Source organism: Bacillus sp. JAS24-2, assembly GCF_008274905.1.
Lineage (GTDB): Bacteria > Bacillota > Bacilli > Bacillales > Bacillaceae_G > Bacillus_A > Bacillus_A cereus.
Genome location: NZ_CP031069.1, coordinates 21,494 through 47,217, shown reverse-complemented (window position 1 = coordinate 47,217; position 25,724 = coordinate 21,494). Strand labels below are relative to the sequence as shown.

Genomic DNA, 25,724 nt, shown 5'->3' with positions numbered 1-25,724 from the left:
AATCTTTTTAGATCAACATGTAAACATAGGGTTAATATACCTATTATAGTTAACAAAACATTAACAATAGGGACTTGTGTGTTGTTAGAAGAATGTTTTAGTGTTGGTTTCATGTCAATGTCACCTTTTATATCAATGTCAATTCGCAGGCTCAGTTTGTCCTTAAATACCGATAAAGTTCATTTTGTTGATACTGACTATATAAATTTCTATCATGACATGCAATATACAACTTAAATTGTACATTCTATACTAAATTAATACACATAAGTAGATCCGTAGCAAGTGAATAGGGAATAGGAGCGAACCTCTTCAAAGTATTATGATTGCGCTCCTATATCCTTACATACTGTTTTGTTTATTGAACAATACTAAATCTACATTAATATTATTTTACTTTTTACTAGTTTTTATACATCATAATTACATTTTGGACGTTACTATGTGTATTTTCCGTTATATACCTGGATTATATCCTTATAACTTATTTACAAAATAGCTTTATTTCCTTATCATTAATATTAAGTAGCCTAATTTGTTAATCTCATAGCAACTATCAGTAGTGCTACTAACATAATATATATATTCCCATTAACAAAACATTACCAATTATACATTTCAAATTGGTAATAAAGTTACTAATTCAACTGAATTTTATACCAAACGTTAATGTTTTGTTAACAAGTATATGTTTACATGTTAATTTCATATTTCATGTAATTCACTGGATTGGTAGGAATTTTTACAAATATTATCGAAATACTAGCTAACATGTTAATTTCAGCTCACATGTTAATTATAATTAGTTGTTTATGAGTTGATTTTTGAGGAGGTAGTTACAATGATTGAGCAAAAAAATGAAAAACAAGACCATCAAATTAACGATGATGATATATTAGATGATAATGTTTTCGAAAAAGCATGGCGGATAACAGAATTCTCAAAACTAGTAGGACGTCATCATAATACAGTTTATAATTGGTTCAATATCCTAGAAGAAAAGGGACTTCATGAAACTTTAAGAACTCAAAATACAAATGAAAAACTCTATAATGCTTTAGACCTTGAAATTGCTCTATTTATAAAGCAGAAAAGGGATGAGAAATGGTCTTTAGATGCAATTATTGACCTTTTACCACACCAGTTTGATTTAAGACCAGTGTCACCAGAACATCAAACAAATGAGGTATCCACTGAATTAAACCTTCAAGCTACTGCAGAAATTATTGAAAAAATGGTAACTAAACAGTTAGAAGAAAAAATAAAACATATTGAATCTCATTATGAAGAGAAGGTAGAGAGTATATTAAAGCAGTTACCACAACCAGAAGATGTAGAAGCGCTAAAATTACGCCAACGCCAAGATAGGCTTGATAATTTTATTATTGAGCATAGAGCACGCCAGGAATTAAGAAAACAAGCAGAGAGCTTATGGAATACTAAACCTGAGGAAGAGCGTACTAGAAAAGCAGGCTGGTTTAAAAAAGAGGAAGATTTGAGTAAAAAACAACTCTTCATAGAGCAGTACATACAAGATAATATTATTGAGCATATAAAATCTCTTATGAATTCAGTAGAATAATAAAAAAGTCTGGAACTTAGTCCAGACTTTTTTATTATTTTGTAGTACCAAACATCTTATCTGGATCTAGAAAATCTGCTAGATCTTCATCTTCATTTGCTCCAGCATTATTATTTTCTTCGTCACTACCCATATCGATAAAATCTCCAAATGCAAAACCTAAATCCTCATCCTCATCTATACTTTCAATCGTACTAATTTGAGACTTTTTATACTGAATTTGGCTTTGTCTTTCTTTAAACTCATTAAATTCTTCAACTAAGCCTTTAGATAATCTCGATGGTAATGCATCAGTTTTATAGAACGTATATACACTTCCTAAGAAATCATTCTTACTTACCAAATATCCATTAAAGACTGTTCCATTTATAGGTAAATTATTTGAAACTTCTACCTTAGCGTCATCCATAAAGGAATCATTAATATTCTTTTGCTCATCTAGGATAGCAAGCATACCAAAATGATGTACTTTTGATGCTTCAACAGAGCCATCATCGTTCTTCTTCATCAAATCAATTGGGGGATGGAAAGAGCTTCCTCTTAATGATTCTTGAAACATTTCTATAATTGCATGGCTATTTTCTATTTGATTCATATTACGTGAAACCTTATTAATTACTAAACAGCCCGTTTTCTCAAGTAAAATACGTTTAAAGTCTTGAGAATCCAGTATTACAGATGTACCAGATCCATTAGCAGCGGTATTTAACTCATGAATAATTTCACTAATACGTTGATTTGCATAATCTCTTGAATTAGCGACACCTTTTTTCTCATTTTCATTCAATTCCTTAAATTCATCGTAAAAATGCTGGTTATCGGCAAATACTACAAATGCTACACCTTTTGATTTATCATTTGCTAATTTCCAAATTTCCTGTGAAAATTTATTTACTTGTCGTAATACATCAGGCCCATCCGCTCGGACGGGAAGAGTTACAACAATCCCCATTTTAATAAAGTCTTTGCGCTCAATAGCATTTTCAAAAGCTATTCTCGCAAACTTTGCTTGATTCGCCTTGATCTCAGCCATTGGATATAGCTGCGCAACTTTTTGTAATTCTTGTCTGATTACTGGCTTGTTATGAAAAGCCGAAAACTCTTCAATAGCCTTAATGATTGTAGAAGTTCCAGTTCCTCCACCTAAACCTGCAAAAAATAAAACAAGTTCATCCGAAGGTCTTACACGTTCAGTAATAAATTCTTTTAGCCTTTCTTTTGCTTCCTCATTTGAATCAAGGACTTTTACTGCACGCTCAGGATTCTTACCTAAACCACCTAATTTCAGTGAAACTTGATTACTCTTTGGTACATTTTTTAATTCAGCTAGATCTCCATCATTACTATTTAGTGCTAAGCAATTATATACTGCTGTACCATCTGTATGTGTATATTCCGCAAATTTATCTACCATTCTAGTACCAGCTTGACCAAAACCGACCATCGTCATTTTAACTGCCACTTCATTCTTTAAGAAGTTTTTTGCCATTATTTTATCTCTCCTTATTTATCTTTTTTCTTTTCCCTAACTCAATCAGTACTTGTTGCCCTCTATAAGTTGAGATCAAAAATTTATATGGGTGCATGGTTTTTTCATAGATTAAAGACATTGATGATAGCGTACTTACACTTATTTCAGCTGAACGTCTAGATATATTCGTACGTTCAACCTCTAATGAATAGGATTTTCCCTTTTTTTTCTTTACTCTCCTATCAATAACTACATTTTCCACTATTTCATTAATAGATATGCCCCTCATGTACTTCGTCTCTTGAAATTGTTTATTTACTATGTTTCCTATGTATAGAAATACACTATAGAGTATCTCATCTTGTTCAAGTATATCAGCAAACATGTTTACTACTTCATCTGCAAACTTGATTGTTTGATATTTTTCACTTAAAACTTCGTTCAAGTTGTCCCCCCCTTAAAACACTGGTTAATTATTCCTAGAAACATAGTACATCATTATACGCCGTATATCAAGTCATTATAAATAAAACTTATATACAGGACTTATATATAAGACTTATAAATATAAAATTAGAATTAATCTATATTTTATAAGGGGTTAAATGTACGCCGTATATATAATGCGTATACCTGTTATATCAATCTTAAATTTCATGTGATTTACATTTCAACAAAGTTTATTAAAAAATCCAGATTAAAATTTCAAAAAAATGATTAAAAACTGCCTATTTTTTCAATATGAAAATCAAAGAAAAACTTATACACCGTATATATAAGTTTTATATATACGGTGTATAAGAAAATGCTTTTATATCAATATCAAAACAAAAATCTTATTATCCCAATTAATATAAAAGTTGTATATAAGACTCTTATATACAACTTTTATGTAAAACGTATTTATACAGCTTACATAATCCAGCTTAACTTTTGTAATTTTCTAACACTTTATATTGGTCGTGTGTATTTATATTACTAGGGAGATTTCAAGACGTTCTTATAGCAATTCACACTAAGGTTTGCTTTATTAACTAGCTTTATTAACTAGCTGTTTTAACAGGATTTATTACTTAAAAGACCGCTCATTGTTAATGTTATGTTAATGCACTGTTCTTCACTTAGTACTTGTTAGTTCACATTATTATATATGTTATAAGAAAAATTACCCTCTGTTCCTCATTTGAATTCTATTCCTTGTCAATTTCATTCATTCCTTGAAAACCGGTAGAAGAGGTTGTTAATTTCATATAAACAGCATCAATACCCTCAATATTCAACATATTAAAAAGAGAATACTAAGATAAATCAACTGTGACATTCTAAAAGTAGTAGGCTAACAATCACATCACTACTATGAAAAATAAACATTTCTTCAAGCTAGATTATTAATAGTGAGATCTCATCTTATTAACATCAAAGTGATACTTACATTACAATAAAAACTTTTGTAATGTAGTAGGAATGATGATAGCAATTATAACCTTACATAAAATTAACAATTGGTTAATTTTATCATTTCAGTTAGGATTACTCCTTTTCAACGAAGCAAAAGGGGAAGTAGTTCAAGTGACTAAAATCTATATGTTAAGTACCTGTAGACATATTTCTAACTTATTTTTGATTTGGTAGAAACAATTAATAATATTTATCTTAGTGAATTCATGATTCTATACAATAAAAAACAACTAAAAGAAAAAGTTGGAATTTTAAATTGAGCCAATATCAGAATTCTGAAAGAGCGCTTCATCACATATAAAAAGTTGAATTTCGAGTTAAAGATAGAGAAAATTACTCTTTAGTATCAATAAGCCTTTTTATAATTCTTGAATAATTTTAATCAATTAAAATTATATTTTTACTATCTAATAAATGTTAGGACGTCATAACATTATTTTATAAATGGAATTCCATTATAACTATTGTTAGGTGTCTAGTAGTAGCTCGTCCTAACAAAACAAAAGATTTAATAGAGCCTTATAAATCAATAATTTATAAGAGATTTATAAGAGTAGTTATCATCTCAACTTCGATGTACAAAATGAGGTATCTCTAAAGATTAAAAATCTCTTATTCATTTTTTCTTGTTTTACAACTATCACATCAATGTAATAGTATATTAAAAATAATAAGTATTTAATTTAAGTTTAATTCAATATAAGAGGTGTATGTATTGTCCGGAAAAGTGTATAAATATAGAAGATCAGGTACCAAAAAACATTTTCACTTAAAAGAAGCTGACATATTTGTCTTTACAGTTTTATATTACAAAAGAGCACTTACAACAAGACAAATCACTCAGTTATATAGTGCATTTGAGGGAAGAGAATGTTCTGAAGCTAGCATATTTACAAAGCTTGACCGTTACTCACAATATGGAGCTATGCTAACTAAAAGAATAGATAAAAAGACTGACAGTATTACGAAACGTGCTTTATTTTCCTTAAAAGAAAAGACAATTGAATTCTTAATGGAAATAGGAAGAATTTCTGAAAAAAGTTCAAAAAGACGTTACTCAAGAGCAACTTCTTTTCACACAATGTGTTCACGTGAGGTCATGATCCGTACTCTTTTAGCAACTACAAAGAAGACAAAAACCAATGAAATATTATATGAATTGGATATTCGTTCTTTTTACCAGAAAAAAAATGTAAAAATTGAGGACAACCAATTGGCCTTGATTCCTGATGAACATATTTCATATCAAGATAAAAATATCCATATTGAGATGGATATGTGTAAAGAAACCAATTCTACCTTAGTTGAAAAAGTAGAGAAGTACATAGAATATACAAAAAAAACAAATGAAGATGTAACGGTTGTCTTTGTTATGTACGACAAATCAATGTTCCTTGCAGAAAATGCAGAACCGCCATACATACGTATGAAAAATCTATTATTTTCTATGCGGAAGTATCATGAACTATTAATGAATATATCAAATCTAAATGTACACATTTGCTCATTGAAAGATGCTGGAGATGTTATTTCAGATATCATTTTAGGAACAGACGATAATCAAAACTTGGAACAAGATATTCTTTTTCCTTTATCTCAACGTACGGTAGGAGATGTCAATTGGCGTTACACATTTGTCGAAAAAATTCAAACGTTTAAAGAATCAATAGATGGTGGCCTTCGACGAACATACAGGAGAGATAACGATTCTATTCAAGATTTCTTTTTTATTTTTGGAAATGAAAATGATTACCGAATGATTGCAAGATTAGATGATGTCGTGTTTTCAAGAAGGGATGGAGATGAAGGCGTTCCGCTTGTAGTTATCTATCCTAAACGTGAAAATCCTAGGGATATTCTACTGATGGATACTTATGATAATGTACTACTTCTATCCATTCAAAATACAAATATAGCAACCGATGAACAGATCATGGTACATGCTGCAAATAACGTTAATCCGAAAAGACGTAAACTTGTAGAATTATATTAATCGTTTATTTTTTATATACTTTTATATAATTTTATTGATTTTTATTATTTAAGGTGATAGAATAACGTTTGAACTAAACACTCAAAACTACAATCAAATCAGAACATATGAAATTAAGGCAAGCGACACACGCTGTTTTTACAGTGGGTGTCGCTTGCCTTTTTTTGTATGGAGAAAGGTGGAAGTGGAAAATGACAATGAACTTACAATTTGCAACAACTACTGGGGGAGTGCTCTCAGCAAGAGAAGCATTTAAAACTCCAGAACTAGTCCTTAAACATATTACAGAAGGGGGAGCTAAATTTTGCGTTTCCCTACAAGATATCAAAATCCCAGGAAAGCCTAATTATTATTGGTACGATGTAATAATTGAAACTGCAACGAATAACAAACTAGAGATAAATATTGCCGTACTTTCTCAAGAAGAATATAACCAATTGTGTGAAGGAGATAGTATTGACTTATATTTAAAACAAACTGAAGATGCAGCGAAGTTCTTTCTAAAAAAATCAAAGGAACAATTCAAGCCAGAACTTCATAATCGTTTTACATTACACCATAAAGCTCAACTATGTCTTTAAAAAGTAGGTGAACCTTTATGGAGACATCTAAGCAAAGATTACCATTATACACTACAATCGCCTTAATTAGCGGATTTATCCTTTCATTTGGATTTGGTGTAGCAAACTACATACAGTTACTCTACTATGCATTTGAACCACCGTCTTATCCTATAGAAATTACATATGTACCACTATTTTTAATGTTCTTCTCTTTGCTATTAGGAGAATTTAGTTTTAGGTTCTACAGCCGTATCCCAGCTTTACAATTTCAAAATGGCAAGTTATTAATTTTAATTGCTTCTCATATTGCAGTAGATATTCAGTTTTTATGGTTTGCAACTACTCCTATCCATGCGAAAGTTATTCCTTATCTTATGAATAAAGCAAAACATGTTAATTTTGGTGAGTATCAAGCAATAGGGGATGTATTAACAGGAAATTTCCATACACTCACCATGATATTTGTATTCTTACCGACCGTATTTATGATTTTGTTTAGTCTTTGGTATAGTGGCCATATTGTCCGTTACAGAGAAGAAATCTTAAAGTGGGTACAAAAATACGAATATAAAAATCATAAGTTGCAAAAGTGGTTTAATAGCCAAGAGGAACAAATATACCCTGATGTTGAGATAGGGCCTCATATTAAGCACAAAGAAATGATTCGAATCAAAGGGAAAGATAGAACCCTAAATGGAATTATTATTGGTCCTATTGGATCTGGTAAGACATCTAGTTTAATTATTCCAATGATTAATCAAGATTTACACTGGATGGTACGTTTTATTAATAAGTTTGAAAATACGTATAAAAAGAATAATTATGATACAGAAGAAGTAAAAGGAACATTTTTAAATGGGATAACTGTTATTGAACCGAGTAATGATTTATGTCAAAAGGTATTTAAGTTAGTACAAGCACACAAAATTCCTGAAAGTTCAATTTATTATATCGATCCCACAAATCCTGATACCAAAAACATTAATATTTTACGTGGACCAGTTGATAAGGTAGCAGAGGTTTTTGCAATGGTTATCCAGGGTTTGTCGGAATCTAATAATGCATTCTTTGAACAAGCCCAACGGAACCACCTTAAGCAACATATTTATTTATTAAAACTACATAACCCACAAAAAGATGTGACCTTTGATGACTTAATAGATATGTACGACGATGTAGAACGTGTACACCGTATGCACAAACTATTAAAAGTACAGGTAGAAAAATTATATGATTTTGTTCAAAGTGGTGTTGCTTCACGTGACCAGAAAAACGAATATAAGATTATAAAAGGTATCGATGAATGGTTCGATAATACCATTCGTGAAAAAATGGGTTTCCAAGGGGAAACGGCCGTTTATAAATCTGGAAAATATCGTGGAAAACCAATGCATTATGACCGGGAAGAAGAATATGTAAAAGGTTTGCGTAACATCTTAAAAGATTTAGCCTCAAATGTTTTAATACGACGTGTTTTATTTGGAAAATCAGATTTTGATTTTGATGTTCACCTAGAGCAAGGTGGTATTTTACTAGTAAATACAGCCAAAGGAGAACTTGCAGATCTTTCTAATGTACTAGGAAAATTTGTATTACTAAGTATGCAAAATGCTGTATTCCGAAGAGAACCAAATATTTCACCATACCATCATATTATTGTGGATGAATTCCCTGATTATGTTGTGCGCCCGTTCAAAGAGTTCCCTGCACAATCTCGTAAATATAAAGTCATTCTGACAATTGCAAGTCAAACACTATCTCAATTAGCTTTGGATTTCACAGAGCAGTATATGTTTACTTTACTAGGTTCGTTCCGTAACAAGATGATATTTGGTGATGTAACACCATATGATGCAAAAATTTTCTCTGACATGTTTGGTGAAACAGAGGAATTTAAAGAATCCGAATCTGAACAAGGGATTTCTCCTATGCAAGAGAATCCCGTTAGTCGCTTAGGTTCGACATATCAAAAATTAAAAGAAGTCGTTATGTCACCAGGAGATATCATGGCACAAGGTGCCTTCATTTGTGCTGCACGTATTGTACAAGACAATCATGTACAACCTGTACAACAAATTACTAGTAACTTTGTACCCAAAGAAGAATTTGCTCAAGCAATCATTCAAGTAGAGATTAAGTCTGGACAATATTGGGAAAACGAACGTCTTCGACTCATTGAAGAATCTATCGCAAAATCAAATCCTATGAAACATGTAGATGTAAATAATATAAAACAGATAGAATCATTTCCACCTATGCATGGTGATAAAATAGGCCAAAATAATTCCATAGAAACAAACAATAAGAACCAACATGTTGTAGAGTTAGAGAATTATAAAGAACACAAGTCCGAATATGAAACAAACACCGTAGAAAATGTAACTTTTCCTGATTATTCTACGGATGTCAGTCAACAGGGACATGTTATTGAAGAAACTGAAAATAAGTTGTATGAAGAAATTAAGGCATTTGTGATCGAATCACAACAAATCTCGCCATCTCTTTTGCAAAGAAAATTCAGAATCAGCCATATAAAGGCTGTACAATTTATTGAGAAGTTAGAACACAATCAGGTTGTGAGCACTTACACTGGGAATAGCCCTCGTAAAGTTTTAATTTCAAAAAATAATAGTACGTCAATATTATCAAAGGATTCTCAAATCAATACTACTCTTTCATCTAATACAGATTTAGATAATACGACTTCACGAGAAAATAGCATTCCAAACGAAGAGACAGAAGCAAAGCAAGAGGAAACAGGCTTCTTTAAAGACATCCTATATGATGATGTAGTAGCCTTTGTTAAGGAATCAGGGAATGCTTCTATACATGCACTACAGAACGCATTTAAAATCGATTATACACGTGCTTCAAGATTACAAGATGCCCTACAACGGAATGGCGAGCTGCCGAATATAACAAAGGAGACACATATGGAAATTGTAAGTCCTAAAAAAAATATGGAGCTAGCAGAACGGAAGAAAGAGGTATCTAATACTATGTTGGAACCAAAAAGGGATATAGATTACCCAATTCATTTAGGAATTCCTGTTGAGACTGATCCATTGCAAAAAAAGCTTCTAACAGAGGGACTTATAACTACAGTATTAGAGGAAGCAAAAATAGATATGAAAACTAATTTGAAACCAGCTACAAAAACAGTTAATCCCACTAAAGAAAATAAACTTGATGAAGAGGTTGCAAAAGTTTACGAATCTATTAGCATTACTGTTCATCAAAACTTAGAAAAGAATTTGGTAGAGAACACTAGAAATAATGAAGAGCAGCCTGCATATAAACATATGAGCTATAAAGAATGCCAAAAGGGCTTAAAAGCCAAACAAAAAAATAAGTATAACAATACAATTTCACTATTTAACAAAAACCAGCAACAAAAGAAAAATACATCTAATGTAATGAGTAAGGAATTAGATGATTTTTTTGATTAATACCTATAGAAACCTAAAAAACTTTTTATTCAAGATTTTATTTTCAGGAAAAAGCTAGCTTAAAATAGGAGAAAAGGTTAGATATAGTATTTTAACTTTTCCCTTTTCAAAAAATAAAACTTGCACAATCCATATAAAAACGTTATATTTTAATTAATAATTATACAAATAAAACATGACTTACGTGAAGGACACACCTTACGTACCATTCCAACGGTACAGGTGTGTCCTTTTTTACGTTCTAGGAGGAAAATATAATGGTAGAAGATAAAGTAAATACTCATATTACAAAAGAGCTAGGGATGGTATTTGAACCTGATAGCACGCTAGAGGCAACCTTTATAGAAACAACTTTCAATCAATTTGAACGAATACGTGAACATGAATTGGAAGAATTAGCTCGTATGAAACGTGAACGTACTGTAGGGAAAGGCTTAATTACCGTAGTATCTGAAAAATTATTCCCAACTAAAAACGGGACATCTGAGCGGATACAAGTACTCACAATGCAAATTGGTACTCATACGACAGCATATTGTCCAATTACAGAGGCAGGTATAAATATACCTAAAAATCCTCAATGGCTGATAGGTAGAACAAAACCTGTTATTATTGAACATTTCCAAAAAACTGAGGAGGGGAACTTTGCTGTTGTATCTATCACGGCAGGAGAACTTGCACTGCAAAGAAAATTATATGAAGAAATAGTAGAACAAGAGGGGAATAAAGTATACACAGGAACAGTTTCTGGACATATTCCATCTGCACAAACTATTCTGGTTGAAGTTCATGGTGTAACAGTTGGAGTAAGATACTCGCAATGGTCTCATTCATTCGTCCGCTCGACGGATATTATTATTGGTGATGTTGTAGAGCTTATCATCGATAAAGTAGTGGAAAAGAATGGGCGCTATGAGTTTAGAGGAAATAAAAAGAAACTAGAAACGGATCCAATGGAAAAACTATTAGAATTAAACAAACGACGTGACCGCTTTGTAGGTAAAATTGTAGGTGTAGATGCTATTGCTGGGATTTTCGTAGAAGTTGCACCAGGTATTCAGTTTAAAGGGCTAAAGGGTCGTAATCTGGCAAATCCAACCATGGATGACGCAATAAACCAAACAATTGTTACATGTGAGCTGCTTAATATTGATGCTAAAAATAGAAGAGGAACTGTACGTATCCTAAATTATCCGCAAGGCCAAAGTAAAAAATCTAATTCGTCAATTTACCAATTTTAATGGATGATTATGCGTACAAGAGAAAAACAAATGTCTACTTATATTCCTTCTATTCCTCATTTATCAAGTGAGGAGGTACAAGGACTTCAAATATATCGGATACATGATTTGGATAAAACCTATGTATTCCACTCTTATGACGAATTAGTTAAGTTTAAGCAGCTTTTAACAGAGGAACAATATGCTATACTCAATTTCATTGGTGTTCATACATCTGTTCGGTTTAATCATTTATTATATCTATTCAAGAATAAATTTTCACGGAAGAAAATTAATAATGCACTTCAAGGATTACTTTACTATCAATTTATAGAAAAATGGCAAGTAGAAATTTTTGATATGGAAATCTTTGAAGAAACATATACCTTATCCAATAATGGATTTAAACTACTAAAATACTGGCAAGGGAATATGTTCTTCTTTGCCCCAGAGCGTCTTGACAATCATGGTAAATATGTTCACCTACGTTATTGGCATGACATAGACCTACTTTGTCATTTACGCTACGCTCCTTCATTTTTAGGTCATATTATGCATCCATCTATTAGTAAAGGGGTTTTTACCCCTTCTTTAAGTTTTATAGTAAATGGAGGAAAAGAACGTAAATTTAACTTTGTTGTATACTCCACCTTATTATCTGATCAAAAGGATCGATTAAAGCGAATACTTGCTAGATGGCAGACTTTTGTAGAGTCAGGAAAAGATGTTATTATGCAGGACTTAGGGAATAACCCTACAATCTTAGTTATTTATGTTTCTACTAAAAAACAAGCAAAGAAAATTAATAATGAACTATTACTTGATTTAATTCCTGGTAAAGTATTGTTATGCATAGGGGAATCTTTACATTTTCAAGGATTACAACACGCTTTTTATCAACCTCTTGCAGAAGGGGAGATTAAACAATTAGATACAAAGCTATTTATAGAAAACTAAGCCACCTTACAAGCTTTCGCTTCAAGGGTGGCTTGTTTATTTTATAATTAGCTTGGAATATTCAAAAAAACTTAACAAAATTAATAATCCTGTATCTACCTCTATACAAAGCAAGGATTTTGCGAAATAATATTCTTTGACACCTGTTAATAAAATAACATTATATACAAATATAGTTATTTCATTGAAGGAATATACAAGAAAGGAGTACTATATTGCTACGTATACAAAGAGGGTACATGTACGATCCTGATAATAATGAGGTAATAGTAAATGAAATTTTCTATGATGGTACATCAGAAAAAAAGTTAGGCAGTAAAATGGGGATATTTGATCCAGTTAAAGTACCTATTGCTATTTTTGAAAAGGTCCAGGAAAACGAAAGTATGACCTATATGGAAAATGTTGAAGTAGAAGAAAAAAATATTAAGGAAATACTTTGTTATTTAGTTCAAAATCAAAAGCCCGAAAAACTATATTTTGAAATACAGTACATGAAGTAATACCAGGGCCTAAATATAAGAGGGGATTTATAGCAGGGGAATCAGGGGCATTATTATACAATACATGTGGGATCTGCATATAAACTTCCTTCTTATCCCTGTTCTATTGAAAATAATTGAATATAATATAAAAATGGTTTAATATAAATCTATATTTATTGTTTAATTGATTCCGTCTATTCCCACGCCCTATGTGTTGTGGTTGAGTTTTAGAAACAAGTTATATTTTTGTTTCAATTATGAAAGGGCTTCTTTGAGCCGATTAGTGTATATATAGCTTATTTTGCTATGCACATTTTAATCGACTTGAAGAAGTCCTTTTTGTGTTGTCTTCAAGTTAGGAATCATTTATACATAAACCTTTAGGACTAAAAATATGCTAAATGAGAAAGCACAAATTTTGTGCTTTTTGTTTAATTTAGGGGAGAGATTATATGAATTTTTACAGAGTATAGCATAAAAAAATATGGATAAAACGCACATATTTCGTGATTTTTATTTAGAAAAGAGGATATTTATGATGAAATATGAACATGCAATTACTTTAGATAAGCCAACATTATCAATAGGGGAAATCATTTAAAACTTTCAAAAGAAAAAATTAATTAACACGTTAAATGTTATGAACTTACTATCTATAAAATCAAATCTTTATATTGTTGGAAATTCCAAAATTTCACTATGAAGTAAGATAATAAGTATCAATTCATGACGGCATTCGAAAAAGAAGAACAAGGGAATCAAAATATGTAAAGTACTTGTTGCAATGCTAAAAGCACAAGGAATTAGAATATGAAACTTGAGAGGAGTTATATAATATGATTACAGTTAATCGAGGATACATGTATGATCCAGATGATAATGAAGTCTTAATTACCGAAATTTACTATGAAGCTGCTACAGATACTAAACTAGGAAGTAAAATGAATAACTTATCTTACTCAGCCATTCCTAATGAGATTAAAGAAAAAATAGAAGCAACTGCTTCATTATCCTATGTGGAAAGCATTGAGATGTCTCAGCCATTAGCTGTCGTATATCAAAATGAAATTAACATGTATGGAAAACCAGAAAAATTATACTTTGAGTATACAAACATTTAAAAAGAAAAAAGACATTGAACAGTTGGTTTCAATGTCTTTTTTCCTTTTAAACTATAGAGAAACAAAGGTTAAGGCTTTGTTTCTCTATAGTGTTTTAGGTGTGTTATACTTATATTTATAAATTATAATATTTAGTAGAACGTTAGGTTTGTTTGCTACTATTCGATATATATAACTGGAGGAAGAATTATGGTTTTTTTTAAAAAGGCAGTATGTGGTATTTGTGATACAAAGGTTGGTTTAAATCGTTATAAAATACTAAAATCTGATGCATGGCTATGCCCAGATTGCTTTCATAAAGCAGGTGGCTTGGGTGTTGTAAGTGTAAGTACGGACACTATCGAAGAATTGAAAGCTACAATCGATGCAAGGGTAGCAAAACTTGCTGAGGATCCATTGTCATGCGCTGAAGGAATGTATCAATTCTGTATAGATAATAAATTCGGTTCTGGCTTTAATGAAAAGTGGGGTGTAAAACACTTCAAGGTACTAGAAGATAACTTGATGAATGGCGAAAAAATTCATATGACTTATATCGGAATGCACGATTATCAATCTACAACAAAGCATGATGGTTATTATGCCTACGCCATAACTAATAAACGCATTATGTTCGGACAAAAAACAATGACTGGTGAAAAATTCAAAGCAGTAGATCATGAAAAGATAAATGATATATCTTTTGAAATAGGGATGTGGTTAGGCTTTCTAACAATTGATACTCCGCAAGAAAAGATCAAAGTTGCGTTAGATAAAGATTCAGCAAAATCCATTAATAATCATATCCATCAAGTTCTAGATGCTTTAAAAAGCAAACCTACTGAAGCTCAACCACAAGAAGTATCTGCTCCAATATCAACAGCAGACGAATTAAAGAAATTCAAAGAGCTGTGCGATATGGGTGTTATTACAGAAGATGAGTTTAACGCCAAAAAGAAGCAGTTACTTGGTATATAAATACAAGATAAACAAGGCAAGTATATTAGAGGGAAAAAGACATTAAACGTATTTGTTCAATGTCTTTTTTATTACACTGTAGAGAAGCATGTATAATAAATATTGTAAATGAAATAGAAACTGCACCCTATACGAATTATTGGCTAAACTAGAGTTTCTTTTTAGATGACAGTTTATTAAATTTTTAGCGATAAAAGCCAATAATTTAAAATTGAGACATCCTATTTCTTATAATTTGACTAATAATTTTTGTTACCTAGGACAAGGATACCAAGGTGCTGAGGAGGTACTAAGAAAAGTACGAATTTGCCCAAAGTCATCATAAATATTGCGTGGAATAGTCCACGTGTGCGTGACAGTATAGTTCTTTAACCTACAATCAGGTGATACAATATCCCGCCATTCAGTAAGGAACCCTCCATCTTTGGTTAAATAAAGAATCTGAAAAACCGTATTCCACACTGCTTCCCCAAGAGGGTCATGTTGTTATTTAGGATGCATGATAAACTAACTTGATTACCCTTATCAGAATTTAGCATAACTGTACCAGTAATGTTAGATATAAGAACATCACTTTTATCCCCAGTACTACTGTTGAATACAATCCAGCCTGGATCAAAGTATGTTTTAGTTAAGCGGATATTATCCGCTTCAGCAATTTATAAGACTGTTTCTTTTGGTTCAAATCCCATAAAATATCCCCTCTTACCCAATTATATACTCATTGCATGAATGTATTTTTGTTCTAGTAAATTGGATTTAACTATTTTTAAAAATTAGGCAGTATTACTACTTTACTTAAATCTAAAATACATAAATTGTCATGAACGAATTATTATTTTGAAGGAGATGAAATATTAATGCATATAGTTCCGTGTTGTCATCTACAGGTATATACATCATTTACACCAAATCCTATGCAGTATATTCCATATGGGTCATGGGATAATTTTGTACAGCTCAACCCGCAACCACTACCTCCTTGTACTTTTGTAGAACTTAATCCACAGCCACTACCTCCAAGGTACTATTATTAAAAACAAAAGCTTTCTAAAAAACTTAAATTGCAGAGTACCTCTAAAGACCACTGGAAAGGTGGTCTTTAGAGGTATTTACATACAGAACATTGCTTCATATACAACTACAGAGGAACAAACTATTCTATTACAAGTAACCCCTAATTTAACTTTCACTTACCTTTGGACTTTCGTCCTTCACCAAGTTAAGGAATAAGATATCTGTGATGATGGGTTCTAACAAGACTTCAAGAAGATTTACAAATGTTATTAGGCATTGGAGGCCGTTGGGAAACAAGGGCACAATATGAAAATAAATATGTAATAGTAAGGAGAAGAGAAGCGCATGTATAATATACTTAAACGTCAATATAATTCTATTTTCCGAGGGGTGATTTGGATTAACGAGGAAGTACAAAGAGAGCTAAACCTATTAGTACAAAAAATTTGTGAAACCGTATCTTCTGTCCAAAAAATTATCCTTTTTGGCTCTCATGCTTATGGCACACCAAATAAAGATAGTGATTTTGATCTTTGTATTATTGTGGATGGTGTAGGATCAAGAAAAAGAGAAGTGATTAATCTTATCAATTGGGGTATTTACGATGTGATGGAAACACCAGTTGATATTTTAGTATATGGACCTGAAGAGTTTCAAGAACGTGCTAACCGTAATGTAACCATGGAATACAAAATTGCACTAAGGGGGCAAGTTTTATATGAAAAATACTGAGAATCTAGAAGAGTGGCTATTCATTGCAAAATCTAATTTAGATTCTGCTAGGTACTTAGCTCACATGAAACCTTTCCCTGCCTCAGTTATTTGTTACCATAGTCAACAATGTGTTGGGAAACCTCTAAAAGGATTTCTTACACTAAACATTAGAACAGCCCCTAAAACTCATAACCTTTTAATACTGCACAAATTTTGTCGTAAATTAGATGCGGAGTTCTCATTGATTTTAGAACAATACGTGCAGCTGAATGGTTATGTTACAAACATTCGTTATCCGTATTTTGAAGCACTTACTGTCCAAGATGGATTAATGGCTCAACATGCTCAAAAAGGAATGAGTTTCTATAATAAAAAATTAAACAAGCTAAATATACATGAAATTGTGATTGATTAAAAATAGAGGATATGCATAAGAGAGGGTTCCTATAGCAAGGGACTCTCTTTTTCTATGTAAAAAAGAAGGGGCAAGTTATATAATGATGAATACTTATAGAGAAATTAAAGAGGAAATGAAAAAAGTCAATTTATCTCGAGATTGTTGTTTTGTAGGTTAAAGTGGGGAAAAGATAGTCCGTTATCACTATTATGTAATAAAATTGCTGAGATTCTGCTAGAGAACCGTACAAAACCTATTGATATCTTGGCTTCCTAGGTTGGAGTAGAAATACTTCTATGATTGCTGATATCTCACTGACATTACAAAATATCTAGGCTAATACAGATATATAAGCAGCTAATCGCTTGTTTATACACTTCTAAACCTCTCGTGATAATAGTAATTAAGAGCCTTGCCTAATAAGACAAACAATGAATGTATTTCGCATTTGCTGCGCCAAGATACGTCTATTCAACCCTTCACGTTTTAATTCAAGTCGTATCATCTTTTGTATTGCAACCTCAGACAAAGCCTTTGGCGCATCTTTTTCGTAAACTCAACGATATGTTCCCTGATTAAAATTAAATGCTATAAACAAAGGATTATCTGTAAATCGTCTAAGCCTTACATGTTCAGGAATAGTTGTATAGTATTTGTAAAGATGCTTTGTATCTTCCTTGGTTAAGGAAACAGACCTAGTTACTCCATTTTCTCCTGAAACAATTAAAGAGCAAGCTGTATATGGCTTATATTAAGCGATACAAGCCCTTGTAAGGACAACGCATAGTTTACTACTAAATTTATTATAGAAGCGTTTCTATCCATAATAAGAGGGCGATATTCAACGTGTCTTTCTGTTAATCCTTTTGTTGAAAGGGTAGTTTGTTTTAATAGTTTTTCTTCTGCTTCGGTAATAAAACCCTTATCACTTAGTGAATGATCAGGAATTAATGAGAGGTGAAAATCATCTACTGAAGTATCTATCGCTAAAGACATGTTCAATTTATTTAAGAACGGCCATATTCTGTGCCTTGTTTTCTAGCGCATAGAAATACTCCTAATAATTTTCTTTAGGTAGTTCACTTCATGATTTGATATCTAGGAGCTTCTCATTTGCTCTTAGTCACTTATAAAAACCAGTAATATCGTAATTATAACGTTCAATCCTAGATTGTTTACGTCCATTTTCTGCTAAATAAGCAGAAAACGCTTCTAATGCTACTTCTATACTAATACCCTTGTTCATTATAATCACCTAAATTCTTATCATATATTATAACAAAAAATAAGTGAAAGACCTGCTACCGCCCTTTGCTACGCTCGGTTGCTGGCATATCAAAAAGGAAAACGGACAAACAACCCTTTTCCTTTTTGATATGTTGTTTTTTATTTTCAATGACAAAAAGACAAATCTCGTCCTAATAAGGATTCGTAGATTTGTCTTTTTACATGGGAGTAATGATATGTTTAATTACCATTATTATAACGGATTTTACAAATATTTTCAATTAAGTCTGACATCTTATTAACAATCATATTAGTAATGATAAAATCTATTATAAAAATATATCTTATATATTAAAAAGAAATAAAGATAAAACTTTTATAGGCTATCAAAAATGGGAAAAAGACTTACTCTCACAAGGGAAAATTTGATATTAGAACGTAAAAAATCATAAATGGTAGAAAATGTCTCCCTAGATTTAATAATTATTAGACTTTCAATTCTACAAAAAAGCAGAAAGAAAATTATATGTTTCTACATGAAATCGGAAAAAAATTGATACAAATCATATTATATTTATTCAACCTTTAAAATAGGGCATGTTTTCTTTATTTTGGTAAATAGAGCAGTATCTAGATTCAGGTTATACACATTTTGTTCAGATAATGTAGCTATTTGTTAACATTACTCAGTATTTAAACATAACTCACATTATTATTGATGATTTTTATTAGATGAATTCAATAACACTAGTATTCCCAACAATATTAGTAAAATAGTATTCACATTTGATAATATTTGTCCTCATATCCATTATTTTTATTAATATCCTTCTGATTTTTTGTAGATATAAAATTGGATATTTTACTACACGTAAAGAAAACTTAATGTGTAGTGTGGAGACTCTACTATAGGTAGAAGAGGATTTGTATAGAAATGCATAAAAAAAGACTCCATTTTATATGAAGTCCTTCTGATTTTGTATTTATAAATAGAGTAGTAGAAAAAGGGGGGAATAAACCGAACGCGAATAGCCCTCCACTTTCGATTTTTTCAAAAATAGAGAGCTTGCTTGTTGCTATTATTTTATTTCCATTGCGGTTAGCACCTGATCTGGAGCTGTTATTGTTACTCCAGCACGTACTAAACGTTCGAAGGTACGCATAAATTCTAGTAAATTAAACTGCTTTGGTAGCTCAATCACACGCAGCTGCTCTTGTGGTAGTTTATCAATGGATTCTATAAACCACTCACGTACATCACTTGGAATTGTGCATTCTTTATGGCCACGAACTTTTAGTTTTTCACGCATTTCAATTTCTAAAGCGATATATGCATGGAGATTCACTCCCTGATCATATGCATATTTCCTAAATAACGTTTCTTCCTGGTATTTTAGATAATTACGGTGATAAGACTCTTCCGTCACTGGTACCGCAAACTTCTGCTTCAGTAGTGCATGTACATTTCTAAACATCTTCTTAATGTTATGAAGAGAGTACATGGAATAATGTAGACCAAAATTAAAGACAGCTTGCTCACGGTCACTATTTCTCTCTTTTGGTATGTGTTGCGCAATAAGAGGGTAGATGCCTTCTTTCGCCGCTGTATCAAGAATTTGATATTGAGATGTCTGATGCAATAGTTTCTTCAATGTATATACAATTTTCGTTGGATATCCTTCTTTTCGATCAACCATATCACGAAGCCCACGAATGACACTGCGAATTTGACGATGACAAGTATGCTTTAATACATGAATGAACTTATTCATGTATTCAGACAGTTCACCGATATTCATCTCTTGTAGGACTGCTTCGATAAATTTCGCTTTTCGAGCATAGGTAGCTTTTGGTGTAAATGGATCCCTATGTTGCTCTTCTCCAGATTCTTTCGTACATAAGAAGTCTGAATGGATAGATAGATATAATGTTGTATATCGCTTGGTATGCTTTACACCTTTTTGCATTTTGCAAATTTTGAATAGGGGACTACTCGTACATGGTAATGTAATTGTTAATTCATCGATAACCGCACGGATTTGATGCGGATATTTTTTATGTAAGAAACGATACATCCCACCAAAGTGAGTTTTGTTTCCTCTTTCGTCTTGCTTGTCCAAAGAGCGCTTTAGCGTTATTTCTGTATGTTGTTGCATTGCGATATCTAAGAATAGCTTCTTAGCCGCTACAGATAGCTTAAAGAAAGCCTTTGTAAATACAACAGGACTAATATATACGTACGGATTTGCTTTTTCTGTTTCCTCATTCAGAAAATGAGTGAGTTTAATTGTGTAACGGCCATCAATTCCATTTTCAATGGAGATAATGTTATGTAAGCTTAACTTTTTCAAAGCAATATAGAATTGAGAGTGTTGGATATAAGCAAGCTCTTCTTTATATTGTTTGTAATCTTCCCACATCATATGTATGGTTACATTGGGAATGACACCGTTAGTAAAGCATTTTTTATGTAGATATAAGAATACTTCAAGATCAGCATTCGTAATGCCGTATAATTTATGCTTTCTTCCAGTTTTTTCTGCAAGTGCAGACATTGCGCGACGTGAAAAAGATGGTTTGGCTTTTTCGACAAATCCGTCAACATCAGCAATGCGATCTTCGTATGTCATGTGCTGTAGAATGTCTTCTAAATATGTATCTTTATAACTGTAGTACTTCTCCTCAAATGCTTCCACAAGCTTTTGCCAAGATTTTAATGTTACTAAAACTGCGTTTGTTGATACACCATTTAAGCTACGTTGATTACGTACCACAAATGATTTCCCCATCTTTTTCACCTCCGTTCTACAAATTCAGAAATATATGCCAAAATACTATAAAATATACCATTTTTGATTATAACAAATCGAAAAAAGTAAAAATGCTCCCTTTAAGAGGAAAAATGAAAAGATGAAAAGTGCCTTGAAGCTTAGAGCCTCAAGGCATTCCATAAATATGCAAAAAAAATAAAGGACATGATATCGCTGTGAATTTTCACCTTTCTAGAAAGTGAAGAATCAGGAATGAAAACCTTTGTTATGCTTGATTTAATAATGATTATAATGAACTTATATTATAGAAAAAGGGACGTGATACCGCTGTGAATTTTCATCTTTTTATGTATAGTGAATTTATAGAAATAACTTTGAAATGTTGATTTAATAAGGATTATATCAAAAACTAGAGTTTTCAAAAGGGACACAATACAGCTGTTTTGCATTTCATGTTTTTTTTTAAAAGGACATGATACCGCTATAAGTTTTCATGTAGGGGAATAGAACTAATAAAATGAAAAAAGTAATAAAAACATTGATATATAGGTGTTTTTAAGCCTTTCAAGATAAATCAGAAAGGGACATGATACCGCTGTGAATTTTCATGTTTAATATTAAAAGGATAGAGAAAATCCTTTTATATCAAGGATGAAGAGTTTTATGAAAGAATTTTTTCATTTATTATTTTCAATAAAAATATTGATACATTTTTCATCTTTATGTTGAAAGGGACATGACACCGCTATAGATTTTCATATTGATATAAACATAACCATATTTAACAGTGCTAATGTTATAAAAAATAGACTTCACATGAGTGATGTTTTACAAATTGTTGTTGTTTTATATAATAAATACAAGAAGAAACTTCAATGCTACGTGATGAAAAGTCATGAATAGTGAAAATGCAAGCGAGAAAATTCTGATAGTTTTTCATGTTTTTATATAAGGGAATTCATATAGCTATATTATTTCAACTTGAAATACAAAGAGTTTAAAATTTAATGAAGAAGGAGGGGAACATATGGATAATGTTCTACAATTGTTTCGTGATGCATTATTAATATCGGAACCACTTTATAAAGGTGACGAGACATTATGGAATAAATGGAATGCTTATTATAAGGATGTGAAAGAAGATAACAGCAAGATAGTAACTTCTTCATATCTTTCTCCTTCCTTTTCAATGCTAGTACAATGGCTTGAAAAGCAGCAAAAAAGAGGAATTTCTTCATTACAAATATTCACAGAAATAGATCAATATAAAGAGGAAATACAAGAAGCAATAGATTTATTTATTCATCAGGAGTTTTTAAAGCCTATAAAGGGTACTAATGAAATGGAATCTATTCCGTTAGAAAATGATAATCTGGTAAAAACAAATGATTATTATGAGGTTAATAACTCTGCTGTTTATTATAAACTAAGAGATGGAATTGCGAAAAATCAATTTGAAGAGGATGAAGAAACGAAAATAAAGTCATACCCAATTGAAACAAAGGATAGTAATGGGCTAGCCCAACTTTCTTCACATAAAGATGAGGATTTAAGGTTAACAAACATAGAGGAAGCAGCTCGGTGGAATACACTTGTGGATGGTGTTATGAGTAATATGGATGACTTAACAGCAGATTGTCTTGATTCTATCACTATTCAATGGTTGAATGAAGCCAAATCACCAGATGAGTTCATAGATTTTTCATATGAACAAGTTTTAGAAATGTGTAGTATTCCTAAGGCGAAAGCTAATGGAGTTGAATATTATCGAGCTGAAGATAAGATTAAAGTTGCTAAAAGAATTGCTGCTTTAGCAAGTATTTTTATATACCTTAATGATGAAAATGAAGTCGTAGTCTTAAATGATCGTGCAGAGCCCGGTAAACATTACGAAGTCAAGCGTGAGATCATAAAGAGGCTATTTGTACTAGATTCAGTCGTTCTTTGGAGAGATAAAAATACAAATGAATACATGGGAATAGAGTCATGCCGAATTAAACCAGGTAGTTTCTTGTCAAGCTACTTATACGGTTCAAGTAGTACAACTGCATTACTTTCCAAAAAGGCACTCGAATACAATAGTTATCGACATAAATACCATAAAAGATTAATTCGATATTTGACTTGGCAGTGGAGAATCCGACAAATGTTTTCTAATTTAAGCAGGCCTTATTCTATAGGTGGGGATAAAGGGCTATTAGCAGTAATGGATATTAAACAGAATCAAAAACCTAATAGAATTAGAGACCAATTAGAAAATGTCTTAATGGATCTAGAACGTGAAAAAGTTATTTCCCATTGGGAGTATGAAAATGGCTTAGATGAAGAGCAATTGACAAAGAAGAATTGGTTTAAAAATTATTATTCGCAGTTAGGTATTAGGATATTACCACCTAAAGAGTTAATGAATTCAATGGAGAGTTTGGCCAAAAAGAAAAATACTAATGTAATACAAGCGGAGACAACTGTTGCCAAGAAAGAAAGTAAGCCTATAAGTGTGGATGAAAGTGAATCTTTGATCCGTGAAAAGATTGTATTTTTGCATACGAAGAAGAGTATTACAATGAGAGAGCTTTCAGAAGAGATAGGCATATCCCAACCTACTCTTTCAAGATTCTACAACCAAAAGACTAAGCGTCTTTCAGGTGTTGCTAAGGAGAAGCTGAGTCGGTGGTATAAAAGACAGGTTATAATTGATAAGATGTAATAATGTAATAAATAGGCTGTATAAAAGTAGAGGTATACATGCTTTTATACGGCTTATTAAAATTAAAGTTAATTAATTGTAAGTGTAAAGATTACTTTTCTATACTAGGTATCTTTTTCCTACATTGGTTTGAAATGAGAAAGTAATATTTCATAGCTTAGCAAGGTTGTGGGAAGAAACCTTTTATTTCAAATTAATTGGAAATATAAAATAAAAACACATTGTTAAAATGTTATGAATAGCATTTTAACAATGTGTTTTTATTTAGGATGGAATATTCGTGAAGTTGGTCCTAAAAGCAAGAAGTATAGGGATTTCATAACGCGAATGGATTTTTTTTATGTTGATTATAAAAATAATTAAGAATTTATAGTTGAAAATTTTTATAGCTGTAACTATAATGGTTACAGCGAGGGTGTTTTAAATATAGATTTAATTAGTCTAAAAATATTGGAATGGAGATGTTATAGAGTATGAAAAAAGTTATTTTAGCAGGTGCATTAGGAATTGCTGCTCTTGCAGGCACAAATTTACCAGGATTGGAAACAATAAAAGCGAGTGCGGCAGTTGAATCAAATCTGCAGTCAATTGAAGGGCGCGTTTTAAAGGTAGAAGCAAATTCTTTTGAGATTGAAGCAAAAGGGTTTAATGAAAATATGGATAATCCTAATAGTTTAACAGTCAATACAACTCAATTAAACCCCAATGTAAAAGTTGGGGATATTGTAAAAGTTACTGGATCGATATGGCGTTCATTTGGTGATAGTATGGTTCCCGAGTCTGTTATCAAAATTCAGAATAACCATATTTTAAATCATCAAGTAAATGGTTATGTAACAGGTGAAGTTAGAGAAATTGGGAAGAGATTTAACGACTCAATTAACTACGTAATGGTTCCTTATATTAATGAATACGGTCAAGAAGAAGATATTGAAATTCGTTTAACTCAAGGACAAAAATTTAAGCTAGGGGATCAAGTTAAAATTAATATGGAATTTGCTTTAGGGCGTGGCAACCTGAATGCAGGTGCAACTGTTCAAGATAACATAGAGCTGGTAAATAGTAATAAAACATTGAAATCAGGAGTTTATTTCGCAAAAGATGGGGAGTTAGACCACGTAGTTGGTAAAATCACAAAGGTAGATAAAACTTTAGATTCAGGTAATTTAATAGACTATGTAACTGTAACAGCTTCTGATGAAAATGGTAAGGATTTTGTTTTAACAGTTTACTTAACAGAAGGACAAAGATTTAATATAGGCGATACGGTTAAAGTAGATGCATACGACAAGTTATTTATAAATGCTTGGGGATATCATATAGAGAATAACATTCAAAAAATTGATGTGACAAAAACTCCAACTCAACAAGATGATCAATGGGTCTGGGGATAATCTAAGAATTAAATTTATCCACAAGAACTAAGTAAAATGCCAATTTCTCTTAATAATGTAAACGAAAAATAGTATAGAACCAACAGTAAATCCATTAAAGAAATATGAGAACATCTCCCTATTTTGCATAATAGATGTGAAATAAGGAGGTGTTTTTTTTATGAGTTCGTTGAATTTAAGAAATCGACAGTCATTGTCAAAGAAAGTTATTTTCATGCTAAAGCTTCGAAAACAATAGTAT

At 31.6% G+C, this 25,724-nt stretch carries 15 protein-coding genes and 3 pseudogenes; 14 read left to right on the top strand and 4 right to left on the bottom strand.

The window, feature by feature from the left end; all coding sequences use genetic code 11:
* The first annotated feature begins 841 nt into the window (after positions 1-841).
* A complete protein-coding gene (locus DN407_RS27310) occupies positions 842-1,582 on the top strand; it encodes a MerR family transcriptional regulator (RefSeq protein WP_149216795.1) in 741 nt (246 codons plus the stop codon).
* Between the two features lie 34 nt (positions 1,583-1,616).
* Here the strand turns inward: DN407_RS27310 and DN407_RS27305 are convergent, their stop codons facing one another.
* Together DN407_RS27305 and DN407_RS27300 are read right to left on the bottom strand one after the other, a co-directional pair.
* On the bottom strand, positions 1,617-3,071 hold the full coding sequence (locus DN407_RS27305) for an FtsZ/tubulin family protein (protein ID WP_149216794.1): 1,455 nt from the start codon (positions 3,069-3,071) through the stop codon (positions 1,617-1,619).
* A 4-nt stretch (positions 3,072-3,075) separates the two neighbouring features.
* Entirely contained in the window at positions 3,076-3,498 is a 423-nt protein-coding gene (locus DN407_RS27300; protein ID WP_001006726.1) for a hypothetical protein, read from the bottom strand.
* Between the two features lie 1,728 nt (positions 3,499-5,226).
* Between DN407_RS27300 and DN407_RS27295 the strand changes: the two genes are divergently transcribed.
* From DN407_RS27295 to DN407_RS27245, 10 genes are all read left to right on the top strand, one after another.
* Positions 5,227-6,504, top strand: a complete 1,278-nt coding sequence (locus DN407_RS27295; RefSeq protein ID WP_149216793.1) for a replication-relaxation family protein — start codon at positions 5,227-5,229, stop codon at positions 6,502-6,504.
* 107 nt (positions 6,505-6,611) lie between these two features.
* Entirely contained in the window at positions 6,612-7,085 is a 474-nt protein-coding gene (locus DN407_RS27290; RefSeq protein ID WP_003308869.1) for a hypothetical protein, read from the top strand.
* A 17-nt stretch (positions 7,086-7,102) separates the two neighbouring features.
* Positions 7,103-10,516: a DNA translocase FtsK gene (locus DN407_RS27285; RefSeq protein WP_149216792.1), complete on the top strand. Its 3,414-nt coding sequence runs from the start codon at positions 7,103-7,105 to the stop codon at positions 10,514-10,516.
* Positions 10,517-10,773: 257 nt separating this feature from the next.
* Complete coding sequence (locus tag DN407_RS27280) at positions 10,774-11,757, top strand: RNA-binding protein (protein ID WP_065705200.1); 984 nt, start codon at positions 10,774-10,776, stop codon at positions 11,755-11,757.
* A gap of 9 nt (positions 11,758-11,766) precedes the next feature.
* Positions 11,767-12,693, top strand: coding sequence for a hypothetical protein (locus DN407_RS27275; RefSeq protein WP_179955847.1), 927 nt, complete (start codon positions 11,767-11,769; stop codon positions 12,691-12,693).
* 215 nt (positions 12,694-12,908) lie between these two features.
* Complete coding sequence (locus DN407_RS27270) at positions 12,909-13,196, top strand: hypothetical protein (protein WP_002183131.1); 288 nt, start codon at positions 12,909-12,911, stop codon at positions 13,194-13,196.
* 818 nt (positions 13,197-14,014) lie between these two features.
* Positions 14,015-14,299: a hypothetical protein gene (locus DN407_RS27265; protein ID WP_000633813.1), complete on the top strand. Its 285-nt coding sequence runs from the start codon at positions 14,015-14,017 to the stop codon at positions 14,297-14,299.
* Between the two features lie 189 nt (positions 14,300-14,488).
* A complete protein-coding gene (locus tag DN407_RS27260) occupies positions 14,489-15,256 on the top strand; it encodes a PH domain-containing protein (RefSeq protein WP_000231142.1) in 768 nt (255 codons plus the stop codon).
* 1,362 nt (positions 15,257-16,618) lie between these two features.
* The gene (locus tag DN407_RS27250; protein WP_149216790.1) at positions 16,619-17,005 is read left to right on the top strand and encodes a nucleotidyltransferase domain-containing protein; all 387 of its coding nucleotides are present in this window, start codon (positions 16,619-16,621) and stop codon (positions 17,003-17,005) included.
* A complete protein-coding gene (locus DN407_RS27245; protein ID WP_149216789.1) occupies positions 16,992-17,402 on the top strand; it encodes a HEPN domain-containing protein in 411 nt (136 codons plus the stop codon). Before DN407_RS27250 ends, DN407_RS27245 begins: the two co-directional genes overlap by 14 nt.
* Before the next feature lie 391 nt (positions 17,403-17,793).
* Here DN407_RS27245 and DN407_RS32310 read toward each other — a convergent pair.
* Positions 17,794-18,630 (bottom strand): annotated as a pseudogene (locus tag DN407_RS32310) (integrase); the annotation flags it as partial.
* A gap of 1,060 nt (positions 18,631-19,690) precedes the next feature.
* The gene (locus DN407_RS27225; protein ID WP_149216787.1) at positions 19,691-21,400 is read right to left on the bottom strand and encodes a hypothetical protein; all 1,710 of its coding nucleotides are present in this window, start codon (positions 21,398-21,400) and stop codon (positions 19,691-19,693) included.
* A 1,009-nt stretch (positions 21,401-22,409) separates the two neighbouring features.
* On the opposite strand from DN407_RS27225, the pseudogene DN407_RS32990 reads away from it, so the two are divergent.
* From DN407_RS32990 to DN407_RS27215, 3 genes and pseudogenes are all read left to right on the top strand, one after another.
* A pseudogene (locus tag DN407_RS32990) lies at positions 22,410-22,701 on the top strand (XRE family transcriptional regulator); the annotation flags it as partial.
* A gap of 71 nt (positions 22,702-22,772) precedes the next feature.
* A pseudogene (locus DN407_RS27220) lies at positions 22,773-24,089 on the top strand (helix-turn-helix domain-containing protein); the annotation flags it as partial.
* 473 nt (positions 24,090-24,562) lie between these two features.
* On the top strand, positions 24,563-25,483 hold the full coding sequence (locus DN407_RS27215; RefSeq protein ID WP_255446536.1) for an ATP synthase F0F1 subunit alpha: 921 nt from the start codon (positions 24,563-24,565) through the stop codon (positions 25,481-25,483).
* The last annotated feature ends 241 nt before the right edge of the window (positions 25,484-25,724 follow it).